The sequence below is a fragment of the Pseudomonas sp. B21-051 genome (assembly GCF_024748795.1).
GTDB classification, from domain to species: Bacteria; Pseudomonadota; Gammaproteobacteria; order Pseudomonadales; family Pseudomonadaceae; genus Aquipseudomonas; species Aquipseudomonas putida_A.
Genome location: NZ_CP087166.1, coordinates 1,036,511 through 1,058,716, shown reverse-complemented (window position 1 = coordinate 1,058,716; position 22,206 = coordinate 1,036,511). Strand labels below are relative to the sequence as shown.

Sequence of the window (22,206 nt, the reverse complement as noted above, 5' to 3'; positions counted from 1 at the left end):
AGATCGCAGCCTGCGGCAGCTCCTACACAGAAGCAATTGGCGAAATGGCCACGGAATCGCCGATGATCAGGTATTGCGAACCAACCCGATCACGGCCGGTCAACAACTGCACGTTCAATCAGGCGGTGACGCATCATGGACAACCCTTTTCAGATCATTACCGATGCCTTCGCGCCGGACTATCAGATCAACCTGAGCATTCAGGGGCTGGACGGCAGCATCATGCTGACCCTGTCCAACAGCGGCCGGATCGTCGCCAAACGGATGATCAGCGCCGAACAGCGCAACGATCCGGTACGGCTCAAACGGCTGGTGCAAAGCATTCAGTTCGGCATCGCCATCGAACAGGGCCACAGCGCGATGGCGATCCTTGAAGCGATGACCGGCGGCGACGGTCTGCCCCCGCCACCGCAGCCAATTGACGGCCGCTCTCGAGCGTCAGCCGGGATTTAGAGTTCGCCCTTCTCGATCTCGGGGTGCTCACCGGAGCCGGCGCCGAGCTTGCGTTGCGGTTTTTCGATCTTCACCGACGGAAATTGCGACGAGGCGTAACGCACCACCAGGATCGAGAACGCCAGCAGCAGAATGCCGCCGCACAGGTAGATGATGCCCATGTCCGGCGGGTTGTGGTGCGAGACATTGGAGATCAGCAGGCGAGTCAGCGCGGTGATCGCCACGTAGATCAGAAAGCGCACCGGCATGTGGTTGGTCTTGAAGTAAATCCCGACCATCGCCCCCAGTTCCAGATAGATGAACAGCAACAGAATGTCATCGATCTTGATGTGGCCTTCTTCGAGCATGCCGAGAAATTCCATCACCGCCGCCCACGCGGTCACCGCACCAATGGCGAACAGCGCCAGATAGTGAAAGGTCTCGACGAACAGGTTGCCCAGGGACTCGGCCAGTTGATGCACGTTTTGCCGCAGTTTCTCGGCCCAGTTTATTTTCACGATGATGTTCCTTAGCCCGATGCGAGCGGATGATGCCGGTTGGACGTGATGGTTTTCTGCACGTCTTGAGTTTCATGCAGAAAAGAGGCCACGCCATCATGGCGAGCCGGCACCAAACCCGCGCCGTGGCGTTTGGTCGCAGCCCTGCGCAATGGTGGGAGCGAGCCTGCTCGCGAATAGCCGCACCGCGATCCCACTGACAAATCCCGAATCCGGTCTACATTGAAAAGCCACTACCCAAAGCGCAGGGATTCGCTTATCCTTTCGCTGTATATAAATACAGTAGTCGCTAAGACAACTAAATGTGAAGGCATGTGAGGTGGTGAATGGCCGTCGAAGTGGTATACCGCAGCAGCCGAGATCTGGAGCGCTTGTTCATGGATAAAGCCGAAGCTGACCGTCATGACAAAATGCTCGAACTGGCCGAGATGCTGTCCGAAGTGTTGCAGAAAGCCGTGCCGTCGCTGAACGAGCAACAGGTTGAAGAAGTCGGGATCTACATGGCGAAGAACCGCGATGTGTTCGCCAAGGCGTTCAAGAGCCAGCCTGATGCGCTGTCGGAGCTGATCAATGCACCGGCCGAGCCAGTGGCTGAAAAGGCTGAGTCGGCAGAATCCGATGAAGCACCGGTCAAACCGGTAAAAGCGGCGAAAGCTGCCAAGTAATCACTGACCCATTAAAAGATCGCAGCCTGCGGCAGCTCCTACATATGGAATGCGTACTCCCTGTAGGAGCTGCCGCAGGCTGCGATCTTTTGCTTTTCAGCGATACAAGACTTTCTCCGCCAACTCATCCGCCACCCGCGCCGGCGAACGCTTCTCGGCCTGCGCATGGGCAAACACTTCGGTCAGTCGCGAACTGATCTTCGACAGGTGCGCGGTTATCGTCCCCAGCTCTTCGCCGCGATGCTTGAGCGAGACATAAATCAACCCGCCCGCGTTAATCACATAGTCCGGCGCATACAGAATCCCGCGCCGCTCCAGTTGATCGGCCACATCCAGATGCGTCAGTTGATTGTTCGCCGAACCGGCCACCGCCGAGCAGCGCAGTTGCGTCACCGTATGACTGTTGAGCACCCCGCCGAGGCCGCACGGCGCAAGGATGTCGCACGGTGTGCTGAGCAAGGCGTCGTTGGCGATCGGGTGCGCGTTGAGTTGCTCCATCGCCAGTTGCACCTTGCCGTGGTCGATGTCGCTGACCAGCAACTCTGCGCCCGCCGCGTGCAACTGCTCGGCCAATGCATAACCGACGTTGCCCAAGCCCTGAATCGCCACGCGCAAGCCTTCAAGATTGTCGCTGCCCAGCCGCGCCATGGCGGTGGCGCGAATTCCGGTGAACACGCCCATCGCCGCATGCGGTGCCGGGTCGCCGGCCGAGGTGGTGCTGGTGACATGCTGGGTCTGCTGGGCGATGCAATCCATGTCCGCCACCGAAGTGCCGCTGTCGATGGCGGTGATGTAGCGACCGTCGAGTTGTTCGATGCAACGGCCAAACGCTTCGAACAATGCCGCGCGATTTTCCACATGCACCGGGCGTACGATCACCGCCACCCCGCCGCCCTGATCGAGCCCGGCCAGGGCCGCCTTGTAGCTCATGCCCTGCGCCAGGCGTATGGCATCCTCGACTGCGGATTCGTCGTTGGGATAGGCAAGATAACGGCAACCGCCCAGAGCAGGCCCGAGGCGACTGTTGTGAATGGCAATGACCGCCTTCAACCCGGTGACCGGGTCAACGCTGAGGTGCAGCGATTCCAGGCGAGTGCTTTGCATGAGAGCAAACATCGGCAGGCTCCCGAATCACTTCTGGTAGACGCCAGTATAGGCTTGCGCCCAAAAATTGCTGAAGCGCGCCGGAATAAGCGCAGGCGTCGATGGCGACTTTGCGGCATAACCTGTCCGGTACTGGACGAATGGCGCAGACGGGGCTAAAACGAGGCATTCCCCGGAGATTTCGATGAGTCCGCGCCAACGCTTTTTCGAATGCCTGCACCGTTCACCGCCCGCGCTGTTCGAAGCGGCGTTGTGGATGGCTGCCGAACACGAAAAAGGCCTCGATGTCGAAGCGCTGCAACAGGACTTCAAGGAGCTGCAGCAGCGCGTCAGTTACGGCTTGCCGATGCTGCCGGTCAGCGAACTGGCGCAGCCGTTGCTGCGGCGGATGAATGATCTGGGCTTCTCTCAGGACGATTTTCTGCCGCTACGCCCACAGGTCGCGTTGTTGCACAAAGTGTTGCAGACCCGCCGCGGCCAGCCGCTGACCCTGTCCCTGATTGCTCTGGAACTGGCCCGTGGTCTGGAGATTCCGCTGGTCGGGGTGAACTTCCCTGGGCATTTCCTGCTGCGGGTACCCGGTGCTGATCACCTGCTGGATCCCTGCGGCGGTCGGCGGCTGTACCCCAATGACTGTCGCGAGTTGTTGCAACGTCAGTACGGCGCGCACCTCAAACTCAACGCCGACCATCTGGCCACCGCCAGCCCAGAGCAGATGCTCCAGCGCCTGTCACGCAACCTGCGGCAGTTGCATCTGGCGCATGAGGATTACATTGCCGCGCTGATCGATGCCGAACGCGTGCTGGAACTGGGCGATGCCAGCGCCGCCGATTATCTGGCCCGCGCCAGCCTGTATCAACGGCTCGATTGCCCGAACGCCGAGCGCTTCGATCTGGAACATGCGCTGCTGCTCAGTGATGATCCGATCCAGCGATTGCGTTTGACTGAACGGCTTGGGCACCTGCCTCCGAACTCCGTTGTTCATTAACAGCAAAAGATCGCAGCCTGCGGCAGTTCCTACATTGAAATACATTCCCCTGTAGGAGCTGCCGCAGGCTGCGATCTTTTGCTCTTCAGGTTTTGACAGCCCCAGCATTTCCAACAACCGGGTCAAAATCGGAAGGTGAGCGCACCTGAATGATCAGTAGCGCCGCAATAACCGCCGGAATCGCGCAGAAGAAAAATATCTGCGCCACCGGAATGTGCATCGCCAGCAGCAGGCTGCCAAACAGCGGCCCGAGGATCGAACCGAAGCGCCCTACCCCCAACGCCCAGCCGGTGCCCGTGGCCCGCACGTGGGCTGGGTAGAAATTACTGGCGAAGGCGTTCAACGTCAGTTGCCCACCGATGATGCAAAACCCGGCAGCAAACACGCAGGCCACCAGATAGCGCGGATTGTCGTGATTCAGGCCCAGCAGAACCGTGCACACAGCCGCCCCGGCCAATACCGCGCAGAGCAGGCGCACCTTGCGCTTGAGCCGGTCGGCGAACCAGGCCATGCACACTGCGCCCAAGGTGCCGGCGAACAGGAACATCGAGGTCACCAGGTTGGCTTCGTTGAGTTTCAGACCGCTTTCCAGCAACAGCGTCGGCAGCCAGCTGATCATGAAATACAGCAGAATCAGGCTGACAAAAAACGTCGCCCAGATCAGCAGGGTCGGGCGCGCATAACCGTTGCGGAACAGCTCGACCACGGTCAGCTTGCTGCCCTGCTCGCGCTCGTTCTGTTCAACGGTCGCGGCCGGCGGTTGCCAGTCCGGCAGCATTCGCGCGCTGACTTTGCGCAGGCGCGCATAGGGCGGTGCATCGCGCAGCAGACGCGGCAGCGATTCTGGCAGCATCCACCACAGGAACGGGAACAGCAGCAACGGCGTGACACCACCGGCAAGGAACACCGCTTGCCAGCCAAAGCGGTCGATGAAGCCAGCGGCGACAAAACCACCCGCCGCACCGCCAAACGAAAACCCACAAGCGGCCAGCGTCACCATCAAGGTGCGCAGACGAGGCGGTGAGTATTCCGACATCAAGGCCATGGCACTCGGCATCGCCCCACCCATGCCGATGCCGCAGATGAAACGCGCGATCATCAAGGTATTCAGCGAGTCGGCGAACACCATCAGCACCGTCAGGCAGGCGTAGATCAGCACGCAGGCGAGCAGGATTCGCCGTACGCCGAAGCGATCGGCCAGCGGTGTCACCGCGAGCGAACCGAGGGTCAGACCCAACAGGTTGGCGCTGAAAACCGGCCCGAACGCGGCTTTCTCCAGGCCCCAGTCCTGAGCCAGGGCCGGCACCACGTAACCCAGCACCTGGGCGTCATAACCGTCGGTGACCAGCAACAAGGCGAGCAGGATCAGGAGCAACCACTGATAGCGGGACACAGAACGGGCGTCGAGTGCCGCGCGGAAGCTGGCAATCTGGTTGTGCATCGCAAGGTACCTGTTTTGTTTTTATGATTTTTTAGGTGCAACACGGATCACATGTGGGAGCGAGCCTGCTCGCGAAAACGGCGTGCCTGCCAAGAGAATGGCTGCTGATACGACCTCTTCGCGAGCAGGCTCGCTCCCACAGGGTCTTACGGGGTATCCGGCTGATTGGCCGGATGCGCCTTGATGAACGCCGGATGCTCAGCCGCCAACGCCGCCACCCGCCGGATCCGCGGGTAAGCCTCCAGCGAAACACCGAAGCGCTCGGCCGCATACAACTGCGGGATCAGATAAACATCCGCCACACACGGCCACTCACCGAAACAGAAACCGCTGTCACCGATCAATTGCTCGACGGTCGCCAGCCCCTGACTGATCCAGTGCGCGATCCACTCCACCACCTGCGGCTCTTCGTGGCCCGACTGGCGCAGGCGATTGAGCACGCTGACGTTGTGCAGCGGATGCACGTCGCAGCCGATCACCGCCGCCACACCGCGCACATGAGCACGGGCGGCGAGGTCTTCGGGCAGCAATGGCCGCTGTGGATAACGCTCTTCCAGGTACTCGATGATCGCCGGCGACTGGATCAGCAACTCGCCGTCATCGGTGCGCAGGGCCGGTACCCGACCCTGCGGGTTGATCGCCAGGTACGCCGCCTGCCGATGCTCGCCCCCGGACGGCGCGATCAGGTTGACCGGCAGCGCGGTGTAGTCGAGCCCCTTCAGCGCCAGGGCGATACGCACCCGGTATGACGAGGTCGAGCGGTAATAGGTATAGAGATCCATGATCCGCTCCTGTCAGCGCGCCGCCAGCACTTTGCCGCGGCATTCGCCGAAGCCGATCGAGGCAAAACCGTCTCGGGCGCAACGCGCGCGCAGGATGATTTCGTCGCCGTCTTCGAGGAATTTCCGCACTTCGCCGGAGGCCAGTTCGATCGGCTTTTTACCGCCCTCAGTGATTTCCAGCAGGCTGCCGAACTGACCGCTTTGCGGGCCGGACAAAGTCCCCGAACCGAACAGATCACCGGCCTGCAACTGGCAACCGTTGACGCTGTGGTGCGCGACCATTTGTGCGACGGTCCAGTACATGTAGCGAGTGTTGCTCTGGGTCAGGCGATGGGCCGGCAGATTCTGTTCGCGCATGGCTTCGGTGAGCAGCAGCACTTCCAGTTCGATGTCGAAGGCGCCGCCATCTTGATCACGTTTGTCGAACAGGTATGGCAGCGGCTGCGGATCACCTTCCGGGCGCGCAGGTTGTGCCGTACGGAATGGCTCCAGCGCTTCCGCTGTCACCACCCAAGGCGAGACACTGGTGATAAAGCTCTTGGACAGGAACGGGCCCAGCGGCTGGTATTCCCAGGCCTGGATATCGCGGGCCGACCAGTCGTTGAGCAGACAGAAACCGGCGATGTGTTCGGCCGCGTCACCGATGGCAATCGGCTCGCCCATGTCGTTGCCCTGACCGATCCAGATGCCCAGTTCCAGTTCGTAGTCCAGTCGGGCGCAAGGGCCGAAGGTCGGCTCGCTGGCACCAGCCGGAAGGGTCTGACCTTTCGGGCGGCGCACGTCGGTACCGGAGGCGCGCACCGTAGAGGCGCGACCGTGATAACCGATCGGCACGTACTTGTAGTTGGGCAGCAGCGGGTTGTCCGGACGGAACAGTTTGCCGACGTTCTGCGCGTGTTCGATGCCGACGTAGAAGTCGGTGTAGTCGCTGATGCGCGCCGGCAGGTGCATTTGGCAATCAGCTGCCAGTGGCAACAGTTTTGCGCCTTGGGCTTCGATGGCGCCGCGATGGCTGCTGCCCTCGCTGAACAATTCCAGCAAGCGGCTGCGCAAGGCTACGCGGGCTTCGCGACCGAGGTCGAAGAACGCATTCAGCAGGCCGCCGTGCATGGCTTCGACCGCGCTGCGTGCCGGGCCGTCGAACAGACCGGCTTCTAGCGCCACCTGTAAATCGAAAATGTGCTCGCCGATTGCTACGCCCGCGCGCGGCGCCGAGCCGCCAGTGCTGAACACGCCCAGCGGCAGGTTCTGCAACGGGAAATCCGCGTGGCCGTTGGCCGAAGCAACCCAACTGCGGGTGATGGAAGTCTGAGTCATGGGTTATCTCCGGGTCGGGTCGAACGTGGCAGGCAGCGTGGCCCAGCAGGCGTCGTAAGTGGATTGCAGTTGCGGGCAGTCGAGGGCGAAGCGGCTTGGGCGCAGCACCTGACTGGTCTCGAACATGAAGGCCATGGTGTTGTCGATCTTCGCCGGCTTGAGGTCGGCGTTGATCGCTTTGGTGCAGGTTTCGCCATCCGGGCCATGGGCGCTCATGCAGCTGTGCAGCGAGGCACCGCCGGGCACGAAGCCTTCAGCCTTGGCGTCGTATTCGCCCTGGATCAGGCCCATGAATTCGTTCATCAGGTTGCGATGGAACCACGGTGGACGGAAGGTGTTCTCGGCGACCATCCAGCGTGGCGGGAAGATCACGAAGTCGAGGTTGGCCAGACCGTGCACGCTGGTTGGCGACGTCAGCACGGTGAAGATCGACGGATCCGGGTGATCGAAACTCACGGTGCCGATGGTGTTGAAACGGCGCAGATCGTATTTGTACGGCACGTTGTTGCCGTGCCAGGCGACCACATTCAGCGGCGAATGATCGAGCTCGGTGCCCCACAACTGGCCGAGGAATTTCTGCACCAGCGTCGTCGGCTGCTGCAGGTTTTCGTAAGCGGCGACCGGAGCGAGGAAGTCCCGTGGATTGGCCAGACCGTTGCTACCGATCGGCCCCAAATCCGGCAGACGCAGCGGCGCGCCGTGGTTCTCGGCAACGTACCCGCGCGCCTGCGCATCAAGCAGTTCGACGCGGAATTTCAGGCCACGCGGCAGCACGGCGATTTCCAGCGGCGCGACTTCGAGCACTCCCAGTTCGGTGGCAATGCGCAACCGCCCCAGTTGTGGTACCAGCAGCAGTTCGCCGTCAGCGTTGTAGAACACCCGCTCCATCGAGCGATTGGCGGCGTAGTTATAGATGCTGATGCCGGCAGGTTTTTCCGCTGCCGAGTTGGCCACCATGCCGACCAGAGCGTCGATGAAATCGGTCGGCTCGGTCGGGATATCCAGAGGATTCCAGCGCAGGCGATTGGGCGTCACTTCACCCAGCGGTCCACCGGCCAGTTGCCGCTCCAGTTTGACGAACGCCGGGTGATTGGCCGACGGCTGAATCCGGTACATCCAGGTGCGCCGGGCTTCACTGCGGGTCATGGTGAACGCAGTGCCGGAGAGCAATTCGGTGTAGAGGCCGTAGGGGGCTTTTTGCGGGGAGTTCTGGCCGATGGGCAAGGCGCCGGGCAACGCTTCACTGCTGAATTCGTTGCCGAAACCGGACTGGTACGCCAGCTCCGACGCGTTTGAATCGAGGTTCATGGAGCCTCCTGAACAGGGAGTCGGCAGTGGCCCATCGCTCTGGCTCAGAGCTTTGCGCACGCCGGGGTTGTTATTATCGTAATTCGATTACGCATAACGTAATTTGCTCGCTATCCAGCGTCAAGCTATAAAGACGCCCATTCGTTTTCGGATCCCGGCCGCACCATGGAAAAAACCAGCGACAGCAACGGCAAACAGAAAGTCCGCTCCGCCGAGGTCGGCACCGACATCCTCAAGGCGTTGGCCGAGTTGTCGCCCTCCACCTCACTATCGCGTCTGGCCGAACATGTGCAGATGCCGGCGAGCAAGGTGCACCGCTATCTCCAGGCACTGATCGCCAGTGGTTTCGCCGAGCAGAACGCCGCCACCAACCACTACGGTCTCGGCCGTGAGGCGTTGCGCGTGGGGTTGGCAGCCCTGAACAGTATGGACGTGCTGAAAGTCGCCGCCCTGCCTCTGTCCGAGCTGCGCGACGAACTGAATGAAACCTGCTTTCTGGCGGTGTGGGGAAATCAGGGCGCGACCGTGGTGCATATCGAGCCGGCGGTGCGCGCGGTGACGGTGGTGACTCAGTTGGGTTCGGTTTTGCCGCTGCTCAGTTCGTCCACCGGGCTGGTGTTCAGTGCCTTTCTGCCACATCGGGAAACCGATGAGTTACGCGAGCAGGAAATCGCCGTCGCCGGCCATCCACTGGCTGATGAAAACGCCTACAGCGGTTTATGCGAGCAGATCCGCGAGCGCGGTCTGCATCATGTGCATGGCTTGTTGATGCCTGGAGTGGACGCGTTGTCGGCGCCGGTGTTCAACGCTGTCGGGCATATCGCCGCAGTGCTGACCATCGTCGGCCCGACCTCGCTGTTCCACGCCGATGAAAACGGCCCGGCAGCCCGGCGACTGCTGGCTGCGGCACGCGCCGTGAGTTGGCGCATGGGCTATCAGGCCGACGACCTGCGCCCTTGAAGCAAGAGCCACATCCCCTTCAGTGACCCGATGGCGTAGCCGGACCCGACTGTTACATGCCCCGTAACAGTGCATGTCCGGAATCGCTATTTTTCCATCATGCTCAAGTGCTTATTCTGAGCGGGCTTTCACGGCACACGCCGTGAAGCTCCGAGCCCTGGCTGCTGAGCAAATCGCGCCAGCGCTGACCGATTTCAGATGAGTCGATGCTTCGATTGATCGCCCCGGTGTTCACTGACGTTGATTTGTAGCTCCTTGATCCAACGTCTTACCTTGGCCGCTGCGTTTGCAGCGGCCTTTTTTATGGGCGAAGGTTTTGCCGATCGGGTTGCTCATTTGTCGGGCACGACACACGTCACAGCGAATACTTCTGCAAGTTCGCCATCATTTCCTTCAGCGCTTCAATGTTGTCCTTCGGATGCGCAGCGCCTTCGAAGTCGCAGATCTGCTGCCAGTGCGCCGCGACATCTTCCGGGGAGAAACCGTTGCGTGGATCGAACCCGGCGCCGAGGCTGCGTTCCCAGCGCACTTTGCCCATCCAGCCACCACCGACTTCAAACAGGCCGGAGGTTTCCTGGCACTGTTCACTGGCCAGGTACACCACCAGCGGGCTGACCAGTTCCGGTTTGAGCTGTTCGAACACTTGCGGCGGGATCAGGCCTTCGGTCATGCGCGTGCCGCCGGTAGGCGCGATGGCGTTGACCAGAATATTGTTCTTGCGACCTTCGATGGCCAGGGTACGGGTCAGGCCGTAGAGGCCGAGTTTGGCCATGCCGTAGTTGGACTGGCCGAAGTTGCCGTAGATGCCCGAGGTCGATGCCGTGAAGATCACCCGGCCGTAGTTTTGCTCGCGCAGGTGTGGCCAGGCGGCGCGGGTCACTTTGTAGGCGCCCTCGACGTGGACGCGATAGACCAGATCCCAGTCGGCGTCGTCCATCTTGTGAAAGGTCTTGTCGCGCAGAATCCCGGCGTTGTTCACCACCACGTCGACACGGCCAAAGGCGTCGAGGGCGTTCTGCACCAGTTTGTCGCCGTCGGTGACCGAGTCATGGTTGGCCTCGGCGATGCCGCCGGCTTCGCGAATCTCCGCCACCACACGGTCGGCGGCGGAGGCGTTGGCGCCTTCGCCCTGGGTCGAGCCGCCGAGGTCGTTTACCAGCACTTTGGCGCCGTGCCGGGCGAACAGCAACGCGTGCGCCCGACCCAGGCCACCACCGGCACCGGTGACGATCACGACTTTATCTTCGAAACGTACGGACTCATTCATCGCAGGAACTCCAGCAGGCCTGAGGGACAGTGATCCCGAGTTTCAGGCACGGGGCTTTCGCTCACAACGAACAGGGCTGGGGCTGAATGGCGGGCGATAAGGCTGGGGGATGATGAACAGCAAAATCAAAAGATCGCAGCCTGCGGCAGCTCCTACAGAAGATCGGTGTAGGAGCTGCCGCAGGCTGCGATCTTTTGATCTCTCAGGAGCATGCGACCTTGCGCGGCGGCAACTCCAGGCGCTCACGAAACGCCAGGTAATGCTTGAGCACCTGCACTGGCGCTTCAATTTGTGGGTAATGGCCGATGCCTGGCAACAGCACCGTATCGGCATCGGCAATCAGCTCGCGGTAACGCTCAACCATGTGCGCACCGGAAATCGGATCGACTTCGCCATCGATCACCCGCAGCGGCACCTCATCACGCTGCATCGCCGCCACCCAACGGTTGCGCTGCACCCGCCGCTCAGGGATGTAGCCGATCAGTTTGTGCAGAATGCGTGGGCCACGATGGGTCTCGATCAGGCTCCAGAAATCATCCAGTTCACTTTCACTGGGGCCGGTCTGCGGACCGAAGATCTGGCGGAAACTTTTCACCAGCGCATCACGGGTAAACGCCCGGCCGATCATCCAGCCCAGCGGGCTGAGCAGCAGTTTTTGCATCAGCACCGGGCGATGAGTTTCGGGGAACAGTCCGCCATTGAGAAAGACACAACTGGCCACCTCGATCCGGTTTTCGTAATGCCGGGCGAGCAGTTCCTGGGCAACGCTGTCACCGTAATCGTGAGCCAGCACATGCACTGGCTGTTCGATCAGAAGATCCGCCAGCAGCGCCTGTTGCAGGTCGGCCTGCTCCAGCAGGCTGTAGCGGTGATTCGACGGTTTGGCCGAATCCCCGAAACCGAGCATGTCGCAGGCAATCACCCGATAACGCTGGGCCAGCGGTTGCCACAGATAATGCCAATCCCAACTGGCCGTCGGGAAACCGTGGATCAACAGCAGCGGCTCACCCTGCCCCGCCGTCCAGTAACGGATCGACTGGCCGCGGAAGACAAACGTCCGGCTGCGTTTGCGCCAGACACACAGAGGAATCTCGGCAAGAGGCATCAGAGTTTATATCCGGGGTCTTGTTTATCGAGTTTGCGCAGCAACGCCGGCCAGGCCAGCGCGCCACCCATGCCTTGAGCACTTTTGGTCACGCCGGCGATCATCGCTTTGGCTCCGGCGAGGATCTGCGGTTCGATGGCGATCAGTTCAGCACCGCCGGTTTGCGCCATGACCTGGATATCGCAGGCGCGCTGGAAGGTGAACATCATCAGAAAGGTGTCAGCGATGGTGCCGCCGCAGGTCAGCAACCCGTGGTTGTGCAGCATCAGGAAATTGTTCTCGCCAAGGTCGGCCTGCAAGCGCGCCTTCTCTTCGTGATTCAGCGCCACGCCTTCGTAGCCGTGATAGGCCAGGCTCGACAACACAAACAGCGACTGCTGACTGATCGGCAACACACCCTGTTTTTGCGCTGAAACGGCCACACCGGACGCGGTGTGGGTGTGCAGCACGCAAACCACATCGTGCCGCACTTCGTGCACGGCGCTGTGGATGGTGTAACCGGCAGGATTGATGTCGTAGGGGCTGTCCATGAGCTTGTTGCCGGCCTGATCGACTTTGACCAGGCTGGATGCGGTGATCTCATGGAACATCAATCCGAACGGGTTGATCAGAAAATCTTCGGTGCCCGGCACCTTGGCGGAAATATGAGTGAAGATCAGGTCGTCCCAACCATGCAACGCTACCAGTCGATAGCAGGCGGCGAGATCGACCCGGGTCTGCCATTCCGCGGCACTGACCTGGTCTTTGACATCAAGGGACGATTGGACGGGGGCTACGCTCACTGTATGCACCTCTGCGTTCTTATTGTTCTGCACGTACGAGCAGTCTAGTCAGGCGCAAAGGATCGCGGAGTTGCATTGCCAGCCAGCTTGATGACTGAGCGGGTCAGCCATGCAAACACCTTGGATCCATGTCAAAGCAACGACGCCAACAAAGGCGCGGCGAACAGGTTGAGCAGCCCGGTCAGCACCATCACCAGTCCCGCCACCGAGCCCTCCTCACCGCCCACTTCATGCGCACGGCTCACCCCTGCGCCGTGCGCGCCAACCCCGAACAACGCACCGCGCGCCAACGCACTGCGCAACGGCAGCCACTTGAGCAATACGCCGCCAAGCATCGCGCCGAACACGCCAGTGAACATCACAAACACGGCAGTCAGTTCCGGCACACCACCGAGATCCTGCGCCAGCGGCATGGCGAACGGCGTGGTGATCGAACGCGGCACCAGCGACATCGTCACCGAGCTATCCAGCGCCAGCGCCTTGGCCAGGCCGAACGACGTAGCGATCGACGCCGCGCTGCCGGCGAGCATACCCAACAGCAGCGCCGACCAGTGCCGCACCAGCAGACGCCGCTGCTGCCAGATCGGTACGGCGAAGGCCACCGTCACTGGCCCGAGCACCAGCATCAGCCAATGCGTGTTGCTGGCGTATTCGGCATAGGCGGTGTGCAGCGGCACGGCGAGCGCAAGCAGCAGCGCCGGCACCAGAATCAGTGGCGACAGCAGATAGCGCCCGGTGCGCCGATAAATCCAGCGACTGAACAGGTACGCCATCAGGGTAAAGGCGAGCCAGAACATCGGCATCCATTCAAGCTTCATGGGACCGCCTCAGGCGCACGGCCAACTCCACGGTGAAGGCTGTCACCAGCATCACCATCAGGGTGCTGGCGCCGATCACCAGTAGAATCCGCCAGCCGTCATCGCGCAGCAGTGCGCCGTAGTCGAGCAGACTCATCAGTGCCGGAATAAAGAACAGCAGCATCTCGGCCATCAGCAATCCGGCGCCCAGTTGCAGCGCCGCCGGTTTGACCCAACCAAACGCGAACGCCAGCAGCAACAGGGCCATGCCGATGACTCCACCGGGAATCGGCCAAGCCAGCCACGCGGCGATCTGACAGCCGAGCAGATAGAGACCGAGCAACACGGCCAGTTCGACGCAGAGACGGGAAAGATACTTGAGGGATGCGGCGTTCATGATGGGCTCCTTACAGGGGCTTATTTTACGAAGCGGCCTGTCATCCCAAAAGCGAATTGTTAGACTCAGCCCTATTCCACAATGGAATCGGATGATGGAATTCAAACAGCTGCGCAGTTTTGTCGAAGTCATGCATCAGGGCGGCTTCACCCAGGCGGCGAAAACCCTGCACATCAGCCAGTCGGCGGTGAGCAAGCAAGTCGCGCAACTGGAGCAGAGTCTCGGCACGCCGTTGCTCGAACGACTGGGCTCGCAACTGCGCCTGACCGCCGCGGGTAGCGTGGTGCTGCAACGCGCCGAAGGCATGTTGCGTTTGCGTAACGAGTTGCTCAGCGAACTGGATGATCTGAGCCAACTGGCGCGCGGCGAATTGCGCCTCGGTCTGCCGCTGCTGGGCAGCGATGCGCTGTTCGCCGGATTGTTCGCCGAGTATCGCCGGCGCTATCCGAACATCAGCATTCAATTGCTTGAAGGCGGCAGCCGCAATATCGAGCAAGCGGTGCTCAGCGGCGAACTGGAGTTGGGTGGCAGCCTGCTGCCGAAAGATCCGCAGTTCGATTTCCAGCCGTTCTGCGATGAGAAACTCGATGCGTTATTGCCGGTGGATCATCCGCTGGCGGCGCGCGGCGAGATTGGTCTGGAGGAATTGGCCGACACGCCGTTCCTGTTGTATCAGCGCAGCTTCGTGCTCAATGACCGTTTACTGCAGGCCTGCCAGCAACTGGGCTTTACCCCGAAAGAAGGCGGGCGCAGCGGGCAGGCGGATTTTCTCGTGGCACTGGTGGCCGCCGGGCAAGGCGTGGTGCTACTGCCCAGCGTGGTGGCCCAGGCTCTTGAGCGTCCGGGCGTGGTGCGCCTGACCTTGCGCGCGCCAGATTATTTGCGCTGGGACATCGCGTTCATCTGGCGCCAGGGCGCCTATCTGTCGAAAGCCGCGCAGGCCTGGCTGGCTCTGCTGCGTGAGCGCGCGATCAGCCCTTGAGCGTGGCGATCAGTTGCGCCAGCCATGGCTCGGCGTCAGTTTCCGGGGTCACACTTTCGCTGGCGTCCAGACGCAGCATCTCCTGCACTTCGCGCACACCCAGCTCGGCGAACAGCTCACGCATCAGTTCGCCGCCGCCGCAGAACGTATCGCCGTAACTGGCATCGCCCAAGCCGATCACCGCGCCGGGCAAGTCGCGCCAGGCCATTGGCAACTGATCGCGAAGGCTGAAATACAGCGGCTGCAGGTTATCCGGCAATTCGCCCATGCCGGTGGTCGAGGTCACCGCGAGAATCGCTTCAGGGCCAAACGCCTGAAGGTCCGCCAGGCTGGCGCGCGGGTTGTAGAAGGTTTCAAAACCGGCGTCTTTCAGCAGGTTCTGCGCGTGACGGGCGACTTCTTCGGCCGTGCCGTAAACCGAGCCGGAGAGGATGGCGACTTTCATCAATCTGATCCTGAAGCTGAAAAAAAGAGCGGCGATAGTAGCAGTCCCGACAGAGATGTTGCGACTGGCTCTCAACAGACGCTGATGGCCTATAGACAGCGCTGGCTGATCTTCTAGAATGCGAGCCATCGACAATGCTGAAAGGATTCACAGATGATCAATGCCAGTCTGCTGCAAATGGTGATCAACGCGTCGAACGACGGAATCGTAGTGGCTGAGAAAGAAGGTGAGCAGGACAACATCCTGATCTATGTGAACCCGGCCTTCGAACGCCTGACCGGTTACAGCAGCGAAGAGATTCTCTATCAGGACTGCCGTTTCCTGCAGGCCGGTGACCGTGATCAGGCAAGTCTGGAGCGGATTCGCAGGGTGTTGCGCGAGGGTGGTTCGTGCCGGGAGATCCTGCGCAACTACCGCAAGGACGGCACACCGTTCTGGAACGAACTGTCGCTTTCGACGGTAAAAAATGCCGATGACGGTCAGACCTATTTCGTCGGTGTACAGAAGGATGTCACTGTTCAGGTCAAGGCGCAGCAGCGCGTCATTCAGCTGGAGGCCGAGGTTGCGGCATTGCAAGCAGAGCTTGCAGCATTGAAAGCGACGAACGGCGCAAACAAAACTGCGAACTAAGTGTCAGTAACTACAATCACCAATGACTTTGTAACTATTTCTTTCGAGCCAGGCTATGCAACGCGACGCACTCCTGACCCAGGATGAGCTGGATTTTATCCAGACCATGCAGCACAACCCGCAGCTTAACGTGCGGGATGCGACGTCGAGCCTGTTGGTCAATGGAGGTTCGCAGATCCGTGATCTGCTCACGCGCCTGGCTGCTCATGAGCAAGTAACCATCCAGGCCAACTTCGAAAATCAGCAGATGACCTTTCCGCTGCACCTGGTGGAAGACGAATTCCACGCCTTGCACCTGCGTCTGGGCGTACCGAGCATTTATGAAGACGGGCCGATGGTTCGCCCATGGCGCCTGACTCTCGAAGAGCCGGTCGCGCTGGAAAATGCCAAGGGCCAACCGGGCATGATGTGGGTGCACGAGGTGTCGCACAAAGGCGTGCTGCTGGAAATGCGCAACAAGACCAAGCCGCCCAAGCATTTCGCCCTGTGGTTCAGCCCTTCAGGCTATGAGCGGATTTCCCTGCGCGGCAATTTCGAGCGCGAGACCGAGCACGGTTTCTACGCCTACGAGCTGAGCCAGACCGATGCCGATGAAACCGAACGCCTGCGCCAGTTCATCCTGCAACAACACCGCCTGACACACCCTGCCCTGCACACCTGATCGTCAGGTATCCAGCGTCCCCGCGAGAAACTGGGTCATGCGCTGACGCATCGTCGCTCCTTCATTGCCCAGACAACCGATCGACGACCCGGCCAGGCTGTCCTGTGCCAGATCAGCGGTATCACCGGCGAGCATGACCTGACAATCCAGACTTAACGCCAGACGGTTCAACCGTCGCGGCAAATCGGCTGTCGGGGCGTGGTTGGAAAACAGCACCAGCGCCTGCGGCTTGATCCGCTCGCACACCAGCGCCAACTCATCGAATGGCTGACCGGTGGTCAGCACCCGTACCCCGGCGTCATTGCCACTGAGAAACAACGCGGCGACCAGTAACTCGAGCTCGCGGCATTGGCCGGCCAGCGCGCTGACAATCACTTTGCGAGGCTGGGTACCGCGCAGCGCGACAATCCGCTGCAGGACTCGCGCCCGCAGGAACCCGTCGAAAAACAGCCACTCGCTGGTCTGCCCGAAAGCGTCCTGACGCTGCAGCATCTGCAGCCACAAAGGCATGAGGATGTCCTGAAACACCACCGGCAACGCGTAGGACGAGAAAATCTGGTTGTAGACCTGATCCAGCGCGCGGTCATCGAACGCACTGACCGCAACCTGCACCTGTTGCTGCCAATGCGCGTAATCCGCCTGAACCAGATTATCAGGAATGATATGGGCCAGCACTTTCAGCGGCTCGGTCTTGGCGAGAATCTTGCCGACCTTGCTCACGGCTACGCCGCGATCAATCCAGTCGACTATGCTGCGCACGCGCTCGATTTCGGTCATCGAATACAACCGGTGCCCGCTTTCGGTGCGCGTCGGCTGGATCAAACCGTAGCGGCGCTCCCATGCACGCAGCGTTACCGGGTTGACGCCGGTCAGCCGCGACACCTCCCGAATAGGGAACAACTCTTCGCGCTCAAGTGCGACAGAGGCCTGCGAGGCAGGGTTAGCGTCCGTGATAACAGCCATGGTGCTGGTGTGTCCGCTCGTCAAATTTGGATCCCATTCTACATCTGATGCCCTCTATCGGTTCAACCCAATGAACAGAGACGAAAGTCTCTGAAACTGTCATCAAAATCGGGAATAATCCTTGCTTGTTGAAAAGCGCAGGCCCCTACCCCGGCCTGCGCCATGCGAAATCTCCTACCCGGAGCGCCGCACTCGAAATATGGAGATACACAATGTCTACTTCCCCCGTCACGCTGATGGTTGCGCGTCGCGTCGCCGACGGCCGCTATCAGGACCTGATTGCCTGGCTGCGCGAAGGCGAACAACTGGCTACTGACTTTCCCGGTTACCTGGGTTCCGGCGTGCTCGCTCCGCCACCCGGTGACAACGAATTCCAGATCATTTTCCGCTTCGTCGACGAGCAGACCCTGCACGCTTGGGAACACTCGGCCTCGCGTACCGCTTGGTTGGTCCGGGGCAGCGATCTGTTTGCGCACCCCAAAGAGCATCGGGTCAGCGGCATCGAAGGCTGGTTCGGCGCGGCTGGTCAGAGGCCTCCGCGCTGGAAACAGGCCGTGGCAATCTGGCTGGCGTTCTTCCCGGTATCGCTGCTGTTCAACTTTGTCCTCGGCCCGCTGCTCGGCGAGATGAGCCTGCTGCCGCGGGTATTGATCAGCACGGCGTGTCTGACGCCATTGATGGTTTATTTCTTCATTCCACTGTCGACGCGGTTGCTGTCCAACTGGTTGAACGCTGTGCCGGCGCGACCTTTGCCTGCAACACCCTCTACGCAGAATCGCTAAAGATCGCCGCCTCGTTGCACTCGTCAGCTCCTACAGTTGAAGGCGTCCCTGCAGGAGCTGTCGAAGGTTGCGATCTTTTCGGCAGCGTCGCTGTTATAGTTTTTACTCTGACCGCGCCCCGAGCCGTACATGACCAATTCCTCCGCCCCGATCCTTATCACCGGTGCCGGCCAGCGTGTCGGTCTGCACTGCGCGCAGCGATTGCTTGAGGACGGCCATCAGGTCATCTTCACCTACCGCAGCGAACGTCCGGGCGTGCAAGCGCTGCGGGATCTGGGCGCGATCGGGGTGTTTGCGGACTTCTCCAGCGAAGCCGCCATCCTCGCCTTCATCGATGAACTGAAAAGCCATACCGACCGCCTGCGCGCCATCGTCCACAACGCTTCCGAATGGCTGGCGGAAACCCCGGGCAATGAAGCCAAGGCCTTCTCGCGCATGCTCAACGTGCACATGCTCGCGCCATACCTGATCAACCTGCACTGCGCCGACCTGCTCAAGCGCTCGATCCCGGCCGACATCATCCACATCAGCGACGACGTCACGCGCAAGGGCAGCAGCAAGCACATCGGTTATTGCGCCAGCAAGGCCGGGCTCGACAGCCTGACCCTGTCCTTCGCCGCGCGCTATGCGCCGGCAATCAAGGTCAACGGCATCGCGCCGGCCCTGCTATTGTTCAATCCCGACGACGACGCGGCGTACCGCGCCAAGGCGCTGGCCAAATCCGCACTGGGCATCGAACCCGGCAGCGAAGTAATCTACCAGAGCCTGCGCTATCTGCTCGACAACCCCTATGTCACCGGCACGACCCTGACCGTCAACGGCGGACGGCACGTCAAATAAGCTGCTGCGCGAGGATCTCCCATGACCCGTTCCCTGCCCGAGAATTACCGCGAGATCCTCATCGGCCTCGGCGAAGACCCCGACCGCGAAGGCCTGCTCGATACCCCGGTGCGCGCGGCCAAGGCCATGCAATACCTGTGTCACGGCTACGAACAGAGTGTGGAGCAGATCGTCAATGGCGCGCTGTTTGCCTCCGACAGCGACGAGATGATCATCGTCGCCGACATCGAGCTCTACTCGTTGTGCGAACATCACCTGCTGCCCTTCATCGGCAAGGCGCATGTGGCTTATATTCCGACAGGCAAGGTGCTGGGGCTGTCGAAGATCGCGCGGCTGGTGGACATGTTCGCCCGGCGCCTGCAGATTCAGGAAAACCTCACCCGGCAGATTGCCGATGCGGTGCAACAGGTTACCGATGCCGCCGGCGTCGCGGTGGTCATCGAGGCCCGGCACATGTGCATGATGATGCGCGGTGTCGAGAAACAGAATTCGACCATGAACACCTCGGTCATGCTCGGCGCCTTTCGCGACTCGAGCAACACCCGTCAGGAGTTCCTGCAATTGATTGGACGGAGCAAGTAAATGTCACAACTTCAACCGGGAATGGCGCGCATCCGGGTCAAGGATCTGCGCCTGCGCACCTTTATCGGGATCAACGAGGACGAAATCCTCAACAAGCAGGATGTGCTGATCAACCTCACGATCCTGTACGCAGCGCAGGAAGCGGTGCGCGACAACGACATCGATCACGCGCTGAACTACCGCACCATCACCAAGGCGATCATCGCCCACGTCGAGGGCAACCGTTTTGCCCTGCTCGAACGCCTGACCCAGGAACTGCTGGATCTGGTGATGACCCATGCTGCGGTGCTGTACGCCGAAGTCGAAGTCGACAAGCCGCATGCACTGCGTTTTGCCGAGTCGGTGTCGATCACCCTCGCCGCCAGCCGCTGAGCGTGTCTGGCGCATCGCGCACCAGACTTTTATCATCCGCGCCACGAATAGACTGCACAGAGCCCATCATGAACGAGCAACAACGCCTCGAACTCGAAGCCGCCGCCTTCCGCCGGCTGGTCGCCCATCTGGACAGCCGCAAGGACGTGCAGAACATCGACCTGATGAACCTCGCCGGGTTCTGCCGCAACTGCCTGTCCAAGTGGTACAAGGCTGCCGCCGATGAACAGCAGATCGAGGTCAGCCTCGACGACGCCCGTGAAGTGGTTTACGGCATGCCTTACGCCGAGTGGAAAGCCCAATACCAGCAAGAAGCCAGCGCCGAACAACAGGCGGCGTTCGCCAAAGGAAAACCCAATGAGTGATCTGAACACCCTGCGCACCAGCCTCAAAAGCGGCGAACATCTTTTCGCCGACACCCTGGCCTTCATCGCCGCCGGTTACGACTACCAGCCTCAGGCGTTCACCAACGGTGGGGTGGAAAACGCCGCCGGGCAGAACGAAGGTTCCTGCAAGACTTTGGGTCTGGCACTGCTGGAAGGCTTGAGTGATGAAGAAGCGCTGCTGGCGTTCGGTGAACATTACCGTTCGGTGGTGGCGACGCCTGAGGGCAGCGACCACGGCAATATCCGCGCGCTGATCAAGCACGGGCTGGCCGGTGTGAAGTTCGAAACGCAGCCCCTGACCCGTCGCTGATTCAAGATCAAAAGATCGCAGCCTGCGGCAGCTCCTACACCGATCCCTGTAGGAGCTGCCGCAGGCTGCGATCTTTTGACTCTCATAAAAAAACCGGCCGAAGCCGGTTTTTTTGTGCCTGCGGTCTTAGAACGAAGCGTTCTGCAGACCGTCCAGGTAACGCTCGGTGTCCAGTGCCGCCATGCAGCCGGCGCCGGCCGAGGTGATGGCCTGACGGTAAACGTGATCAGCCACGTCGCCTGCAGCGAAGATACCTTCGACGCTGGTTGCAGTGGCGTTGCCGTCACGACCGCCCTGCACCACCAGATAACCGTCTTTCAGGGTCAACTGGCCTTCGAACAGCGACGTGTTCGGGGTGTGGCCGATCGCGATGAACACGCCGTCGACCTTGATTTCGTCGAAGCTGCCATCGTTGTTCTTCAGGCGCGCACCGGTCACGCCCATGTTGTCGCCCAGCACTTCATCGAGGTTGGCGTTCAACTTGAGGATGATCTTGCCTTCGGCCACGCGGGCGTTGAGCTTGTCGATCAGGATCTTCTCGGCGCGGAATGTTTCGCGACGGTGGATCAGGGTCACGGTGCTGGCGATGTTGGCCAGGTACAGCGCCTCTTCAACTGCGGTGTTGCCGCCACCGACCACAGCCACTGGCTTGTTGCGGTAGAAGAAACCGTCGCAGGTCGCGCAGGCCGAAACGCCTTTGCCCATGAACGCTTCTTCCGACGGCAGGCCCAGATAACGAGCGCTGGCACCGGTGGCGATGATCAGGGCGTCGCAGGTGTAAGTCGCGCTGTCACCGGTCAGGGTGTACGGTTTGGCGGCGAAGTCCACGGCGTTGATGTGATCGAAAACGATCTCGGTTTCAAAACGCTCGGCGTGCTCGCGCATCCGCTCCATCAGCACCGGACCGGTCAGGCCATGCACGTCGCCTGGCCAGTTGTCGACTTCGGTGGTGGTGGTCAGTTGACCGCCGGCCTGCATGCCAGTGATCAGCAGTGGCTTGAGGTTGGCACGGGCGGCGTAGACCGCAGCGCTGTAACCGGCAGGGCCGGAACCGAGAATAATCACTCGCGAATGACGGACTTCAGACATGACCTGCTCCTGTTGACCGGGCCGAAAAACGGGCGCGGAACGCCGGACTGCCGGCGGGAATAAAAAAGGACTGTGGATAACCTTGGGGAAGGCATGAGCTCGACAGTCCTGTAAAAAGTTGGGTGCAGCGTATCGAGGGGGGCAAGATTAAGGAAATACGGTTTAACAATCCAGCTCATAGGTGGTCTCTATGCGCAGACTCCGACCAGATCGACGTCTTTGTTACAGTGAATGTCGATCGCTCTGCCGCGCTTTCGCACCGGTTGCAAAGTCGGTAAGGTCGGCGCGTTTTCCCTTGCTC

General features: G+C 60.8%; 26 protein-coding genes and 1 pseudogene. 13 read left to right on the top strand and 14 right to left on the bottom strand.

The annotated features are described in order from the left end of the window. The first annotated feature begins 135 nt into the window (after positions 1-135). A complete protein-coding gene (locus LOY52_RS04605; protein ID WP_258678477.1) occupies positions 136-453 on the top strand; it encodes a DUF3509 domain-containing protein in 318 nt (105 codons plus the stop codon). On the opposite strand, the gene LOY52_RS04600 is transcribed toward LOY52_RS04605, so the two are convergent. After that, a complete protein-coding gene (locus tag LOY52_RS04600) occupies positions 450-950 on the bottom strand; it encodes a phosphate-starvation-inducible protein PsiE (RefSeq protein WP_003221775.1) in 501 nt (166 codons plus the stop codon). The genes LOY52_RS04605 and LOY52_RS04600 overlap by 4 nt on opposite strands. Positions 951-1,276: 326 nt before the next feature. On the opposite strand from LOY52_RS04600, the pseudogene LOY52_RS04595 reads away from it, so the two are divergent. Next, a pseudogene (locus tag LOY52_RS04595) lies at positions 1,277-1,531 on the top strand (YebG family protein); the annotation flags it as partial. A 180-nt stretch (positions 1,532-1,711) separates the two neighbouring features. On the opposite strand, the gene LOY52_RS04590 reads toward LOY52_RS04595, so the two are convergent. Next, entirely contained in the window at positions 1,712-2,731 is a 1,020-nt protein-coding gene (locus LOY52_RS04590; RefSeq protein WP_202370143.1) for a Glu/Leu/Phe/Val dehydrogenase, read from the bottom strand. Between the two features lie 172 nt (positions 2,732-2,903). Here LOY52_RS04590 and LOY52_RS04585 point away from each other — a divergent pair, with 172 nt between their 5' ends. Next, the gene (locus tag LOY52_RS04585) at positions 2,904-3,707 is read left to right on the top strand and encodes a SirB1 family protein (protein ID WP_258678475.1); all 804 of its coding nucleotides are present in this window, start codon (positions 2,904-2,906) and stop codon (positions 3,705-3,707) included. A gap of 85 nt (positions 3,708-3,792) precedes the next feature. Here the strand turns inward: LOY52_RS04585 and LOY52_RS04580 are convergent, their stop codons facing one another. From LOY52_RS04580 to hmgA, 4 genes are all read right to left on the bottom strand, one after another. Beyond that, positions 3,793-5,148, bottom strand: a complete 1,356-nt coding sequence (locus tag LOY52_RS04580; protein ID WP_258678474.1) for an aromatic acid/H+ symport family MFS transporter — start codon at positions 5,146-5,148, stop codon at positions 3,793-3,795. A 146-nt stretch (positions 5,149-5,294) separates the two neighbouring features. Then, a complete protein-coding gene (gene maiA, locus LOY52_RS04575; RefSeq protein ID WP_258678472.1) occupies positions 5,295-5,930 on the bottom strand; it encodes a maleylacetoacetate isomerase in 636 nt (211 codons plus the stop codon). A gap of 12 nt (positions 5,931-5,942) precedes the next feature. Next, complete coding sequence (gene fahA, locus LOY52_RS04570) at positions 5,943-7,247, bottom strand: fumarylacetoacetase (protein WP_258678471.1); 1,305 nt, start codon at positions 7,245-7,247, stop codon at positions 5,943-5,945. Positions 7,248-7,250: 3 nt separating this feature from the next. After that, the gene (gene hmgA / locus LOY52_RS04565; protein WP_258678468.1) at positions 7,251-8,555 is read right to left on the bottom strand and encodes a homogentisate 1,2-dioxygenase; all 1,305 of its coding nucleotides are present in this window, start codon (positions 8,553-8,555) and stop codon (positions 7,251-7,253) included. Between the two features lie 165 nt (positions 8,556-8,720). Here hmgA and LOY52_RS04560 point away from each other — a divergent pair, with 165 nt between their 5' ends. Continuing rightward, on the top strand, positions 8,721-9,515 hold the full coding sequence (locus LOY52_RS04560; RefSeq protein ID WP_258678466.1) for an IclR family transcriptional regulator: 795 nt from the start codon (positions 8,721-8,723) through the stop codon (positions 9,513-9,515). Between the two features lie 355 nt (positions 9,516-9,870). Here LOY52_RS04560 and LOY52_RS04555 read toward each other — a convergent pair whose 3' ends face one another. The 5 genes from LOY52_RS04555 to LOY52_RS04535 all read right to left on the bottom strand — a co-directional run bounded on the left by LOY52_RS04555 (position 9,871) and on the right by LOY52_RS04535 (position 13,863). Next, positions 9,871-10,782 (bottom strand): SDR family oxidoreductase, encoded by a 912-nt coding sequence (locus LOY52_RS04555; RefSeq protein WP_258678464.1) that lies wholly within the window; start codon positions 10,780-10,782, stop codon positions 9,871-9,873. A 202-nt stretch (positions 10,783-10,984) separates the two neighbouring features. Then, positions 10,985-11,887, bottom strand: a complete 903-nt coding sequence (locus LOY52_RS04550; protein WP_258678462.1) for an alpha/beta fold hydrolase — start codon at positions 11,885-11,887, stop codon at positions 10,985-10,987. After that, positions 11,887-12,669 (bottom strand): class II aldolase/adducin family protein, encoded by a 783-nt coding sequence (locus tag LOY52_RS04545; RefSeq protein ID WP_258678461.1) that lies wholly within the window; start codon positions 12,667-12,669, stop codon positions 11,887-11,889. Before LOY52_RS04545 ends, LOY52_RS04550 begins: the two co-directional genes overlap by 1 nt. A 131-nt stretch (positions 12,670-12,800) precedes the next feature. Continuing rightward, on the bottom strand, positions 12,801-13,487 hold the full coding sequence (locus LOY52_RS04540; RefSeq protein WP_258678453.1) for an LrgB family protein: 687 nt from the start codon (positions 13,485-13,487) through the stop codon (positions 12,801-12,803). Beyond that, positions 13,477-13,863 (bottom strand): CidA/LrgA family protein, encoded by a 387-nt coding sequence (locus tag LOY52_RS04535; RefSeq protein WP_115986674.1) that lies wholly within the window; start codon positions 13,861-13,863, stop codon positions 13,477-13,479. The genes LOY52_RS04540 and LOY52_RS04535 overlap by 11 nt, the downstream gene beginning before the upstream one ends. A gap of 94 nt (positions 13,864-13,957) precedes the next feature. Between LOY52_RS04535 and LOY52_RS04530 the strand changes: the two genes are divergently transcribed. Further along, positions 13,958-14,845: a LysR family transcriptional regulator gene (locus LOY52_RS04530; RefSeq protein WP_258678451.1), complete on the top strand. Its 888-nt coding sequence runs from the start codon at positions 13,958-13,960 to the stop codon at positions 14,843-14,845. Here the strand turns inward: LOY52_RS04530 and LOY52_RS04525 are convergent. Further along, positions 14,835-15,290, bottom strand: coding sequence for a flavodoxin (locus LOY52_RS04525; protein WP_258678449.1), 456 nt, complete (start codon positions 15,288-15,290; stop codon positions 14,835-14,837). The genes LOY52_RS04530 and LOY52_RS04525 overlap by 11 nt on opposite strands. A gap of 153 nt (positions 15,291-15,443) precedes the next feature. On the opposite strand from LOY52_RS04525, the gene LOY52_RS04520 reads away from it, so the two are divergent. Together LOY52_RS04520 and LOY52_RS04515 are read left to right on the top strand one after the other, a co-directional pair. Then, positions 15,444-15,920, top strand: coding sequence for a PAS domain-containing protein (locus LOY52_RS04520; protein ID WP_258678447.1), 477 nt, complete (start codon positions 15,444-15,446; stop codon positions 15,918-15,920). A gap of 55 nt (positions 15,921-15,975) precedes the next feature. Further along, positions 15,976-16,581: a hypothetical protein gene (locus LOY52_RS04515; protein ID WP_025109427.1), complete on the top strand. Its 606-nt coding sequence runs from the start codon at positions 15,976-15,978 to the stop codon at positions 16,579-16,581. A gap of 3 nt (positions 16,582-16,584) precedes the next feature. Here the strand turns inward: LOY52_RS04515 and LOY52_RS04510 are convergent, their stop codons facing one another. Continuing rightward, positions 16,585-17,544, bottom strand: coding sequence for a MerR family transcriptional regulator (locus LOY52_RS04510; protein ID WP_258678444.1), 960 nt, complete (start codon positions 17,542-17,544; stop codon positions 16,585-16,587). Between the two features lie 212 nt (positions 17,545-17,756). Here LOY52_RS04510 and LOY52_RS04505 point away from each other — a divergent pair, with 212 nt between their 5' ends. From LOY52_RS04505 to LOY52_RS04480, 6 genes are all read left to right on the top strand, one after another. Further along, positions 17,757-18,326, top strand: coding sequence for an antibiotic biosynthesis monooxygenase (locus LOY52_RS04505; RefSeq protein WP_258678443.1), 570 nt, complete (start codon positions 17,757-17,759; stop codon positions 18,324-18,326). Between the two features lie 129 nt (positions 18,327-18,455). Beyond that, positions 18,456-19,166 (top strand): dihydromonapterin reductase, encoded by a 711-nt coding sequence (gene folM / locus LOY52_RS04500; RefSeq protein WP_258678442.1) that lies wholly within the window; start codon positions 18,456-18,458, stop codon positions 19,164-19,166. Between the two features lie 21 nt (positions 19,167-19,187). After that, the gene (gene folE, locus LOY52_RS04495; protein ID WP_103369128.1) at positions 19,188-19,748 is read left to right on the top strand and encodes a GTP cyclohydrolase I FolE; all 561 of its coding nucleotides are present in this window, start codon (positions 19,188-19,190) and stop codon (positions 19,746-19,748) included. Next, positions 19,749-20,120, top strand: a complete 372-nt coding sequence (gene folX, locus LOY52_RS04490) for a dihydroneopterin triphosphate 2'-epimerase (protein WP_007968040.1) — start codon at positions 19,749-19,751, stop codon at positions 20,118-20,120. 68 nt (positions 20,121-20,188) lie between these two features. After that, positions 20,189-20,485 carry a DUF1244 domain-containing protein gene (locus LOY52_RS04485; RefSeq protein WP_258678438.1) on the top strand — a complete coding sequence of 99 codons (297 nt, stop codon included), beginning with the start codon at positions 20,189-20,191 and terminating at the stop codon, positions 20,483-20,485. After that, positions 20,478-20,816 carry a HopJ type III effector protein gene (locus LOY52_RS04480; RefSeq protein WP_258678436.1) on the top strand — a complete coding sequence of 113 codons (339 nt, stop codon included), beginning with the start codon at positions 20,478-20,480 and terminating at the stop codon, positions 20,814-20,816. Before LOY52_RS04485 ends, LOY52_RS04480 begins: the two co-directional genes overlap by 8 nt. A 126-nt stretch (positions 20,817-20,942) precedes the next feature. On the opposite strand, the gene trxB is transcribed toward LOY52_RS04480, so the two are convergent. Then, the gene (trxB, locus tag LOY52_RS04475) at positions 20,943-21,905 is read right to left on the bottom strand and encodes a thioredoxin-disulfide reductase (RefSeq protein WP_202370158.1); all 963 of its coding nucleotides are present in this window, start codon (positions 21,903-21,905) and stop codon (positions 20,943-20,945) included. Positions 21,906-22,206 lie beyond the last annotated feature (301 nt).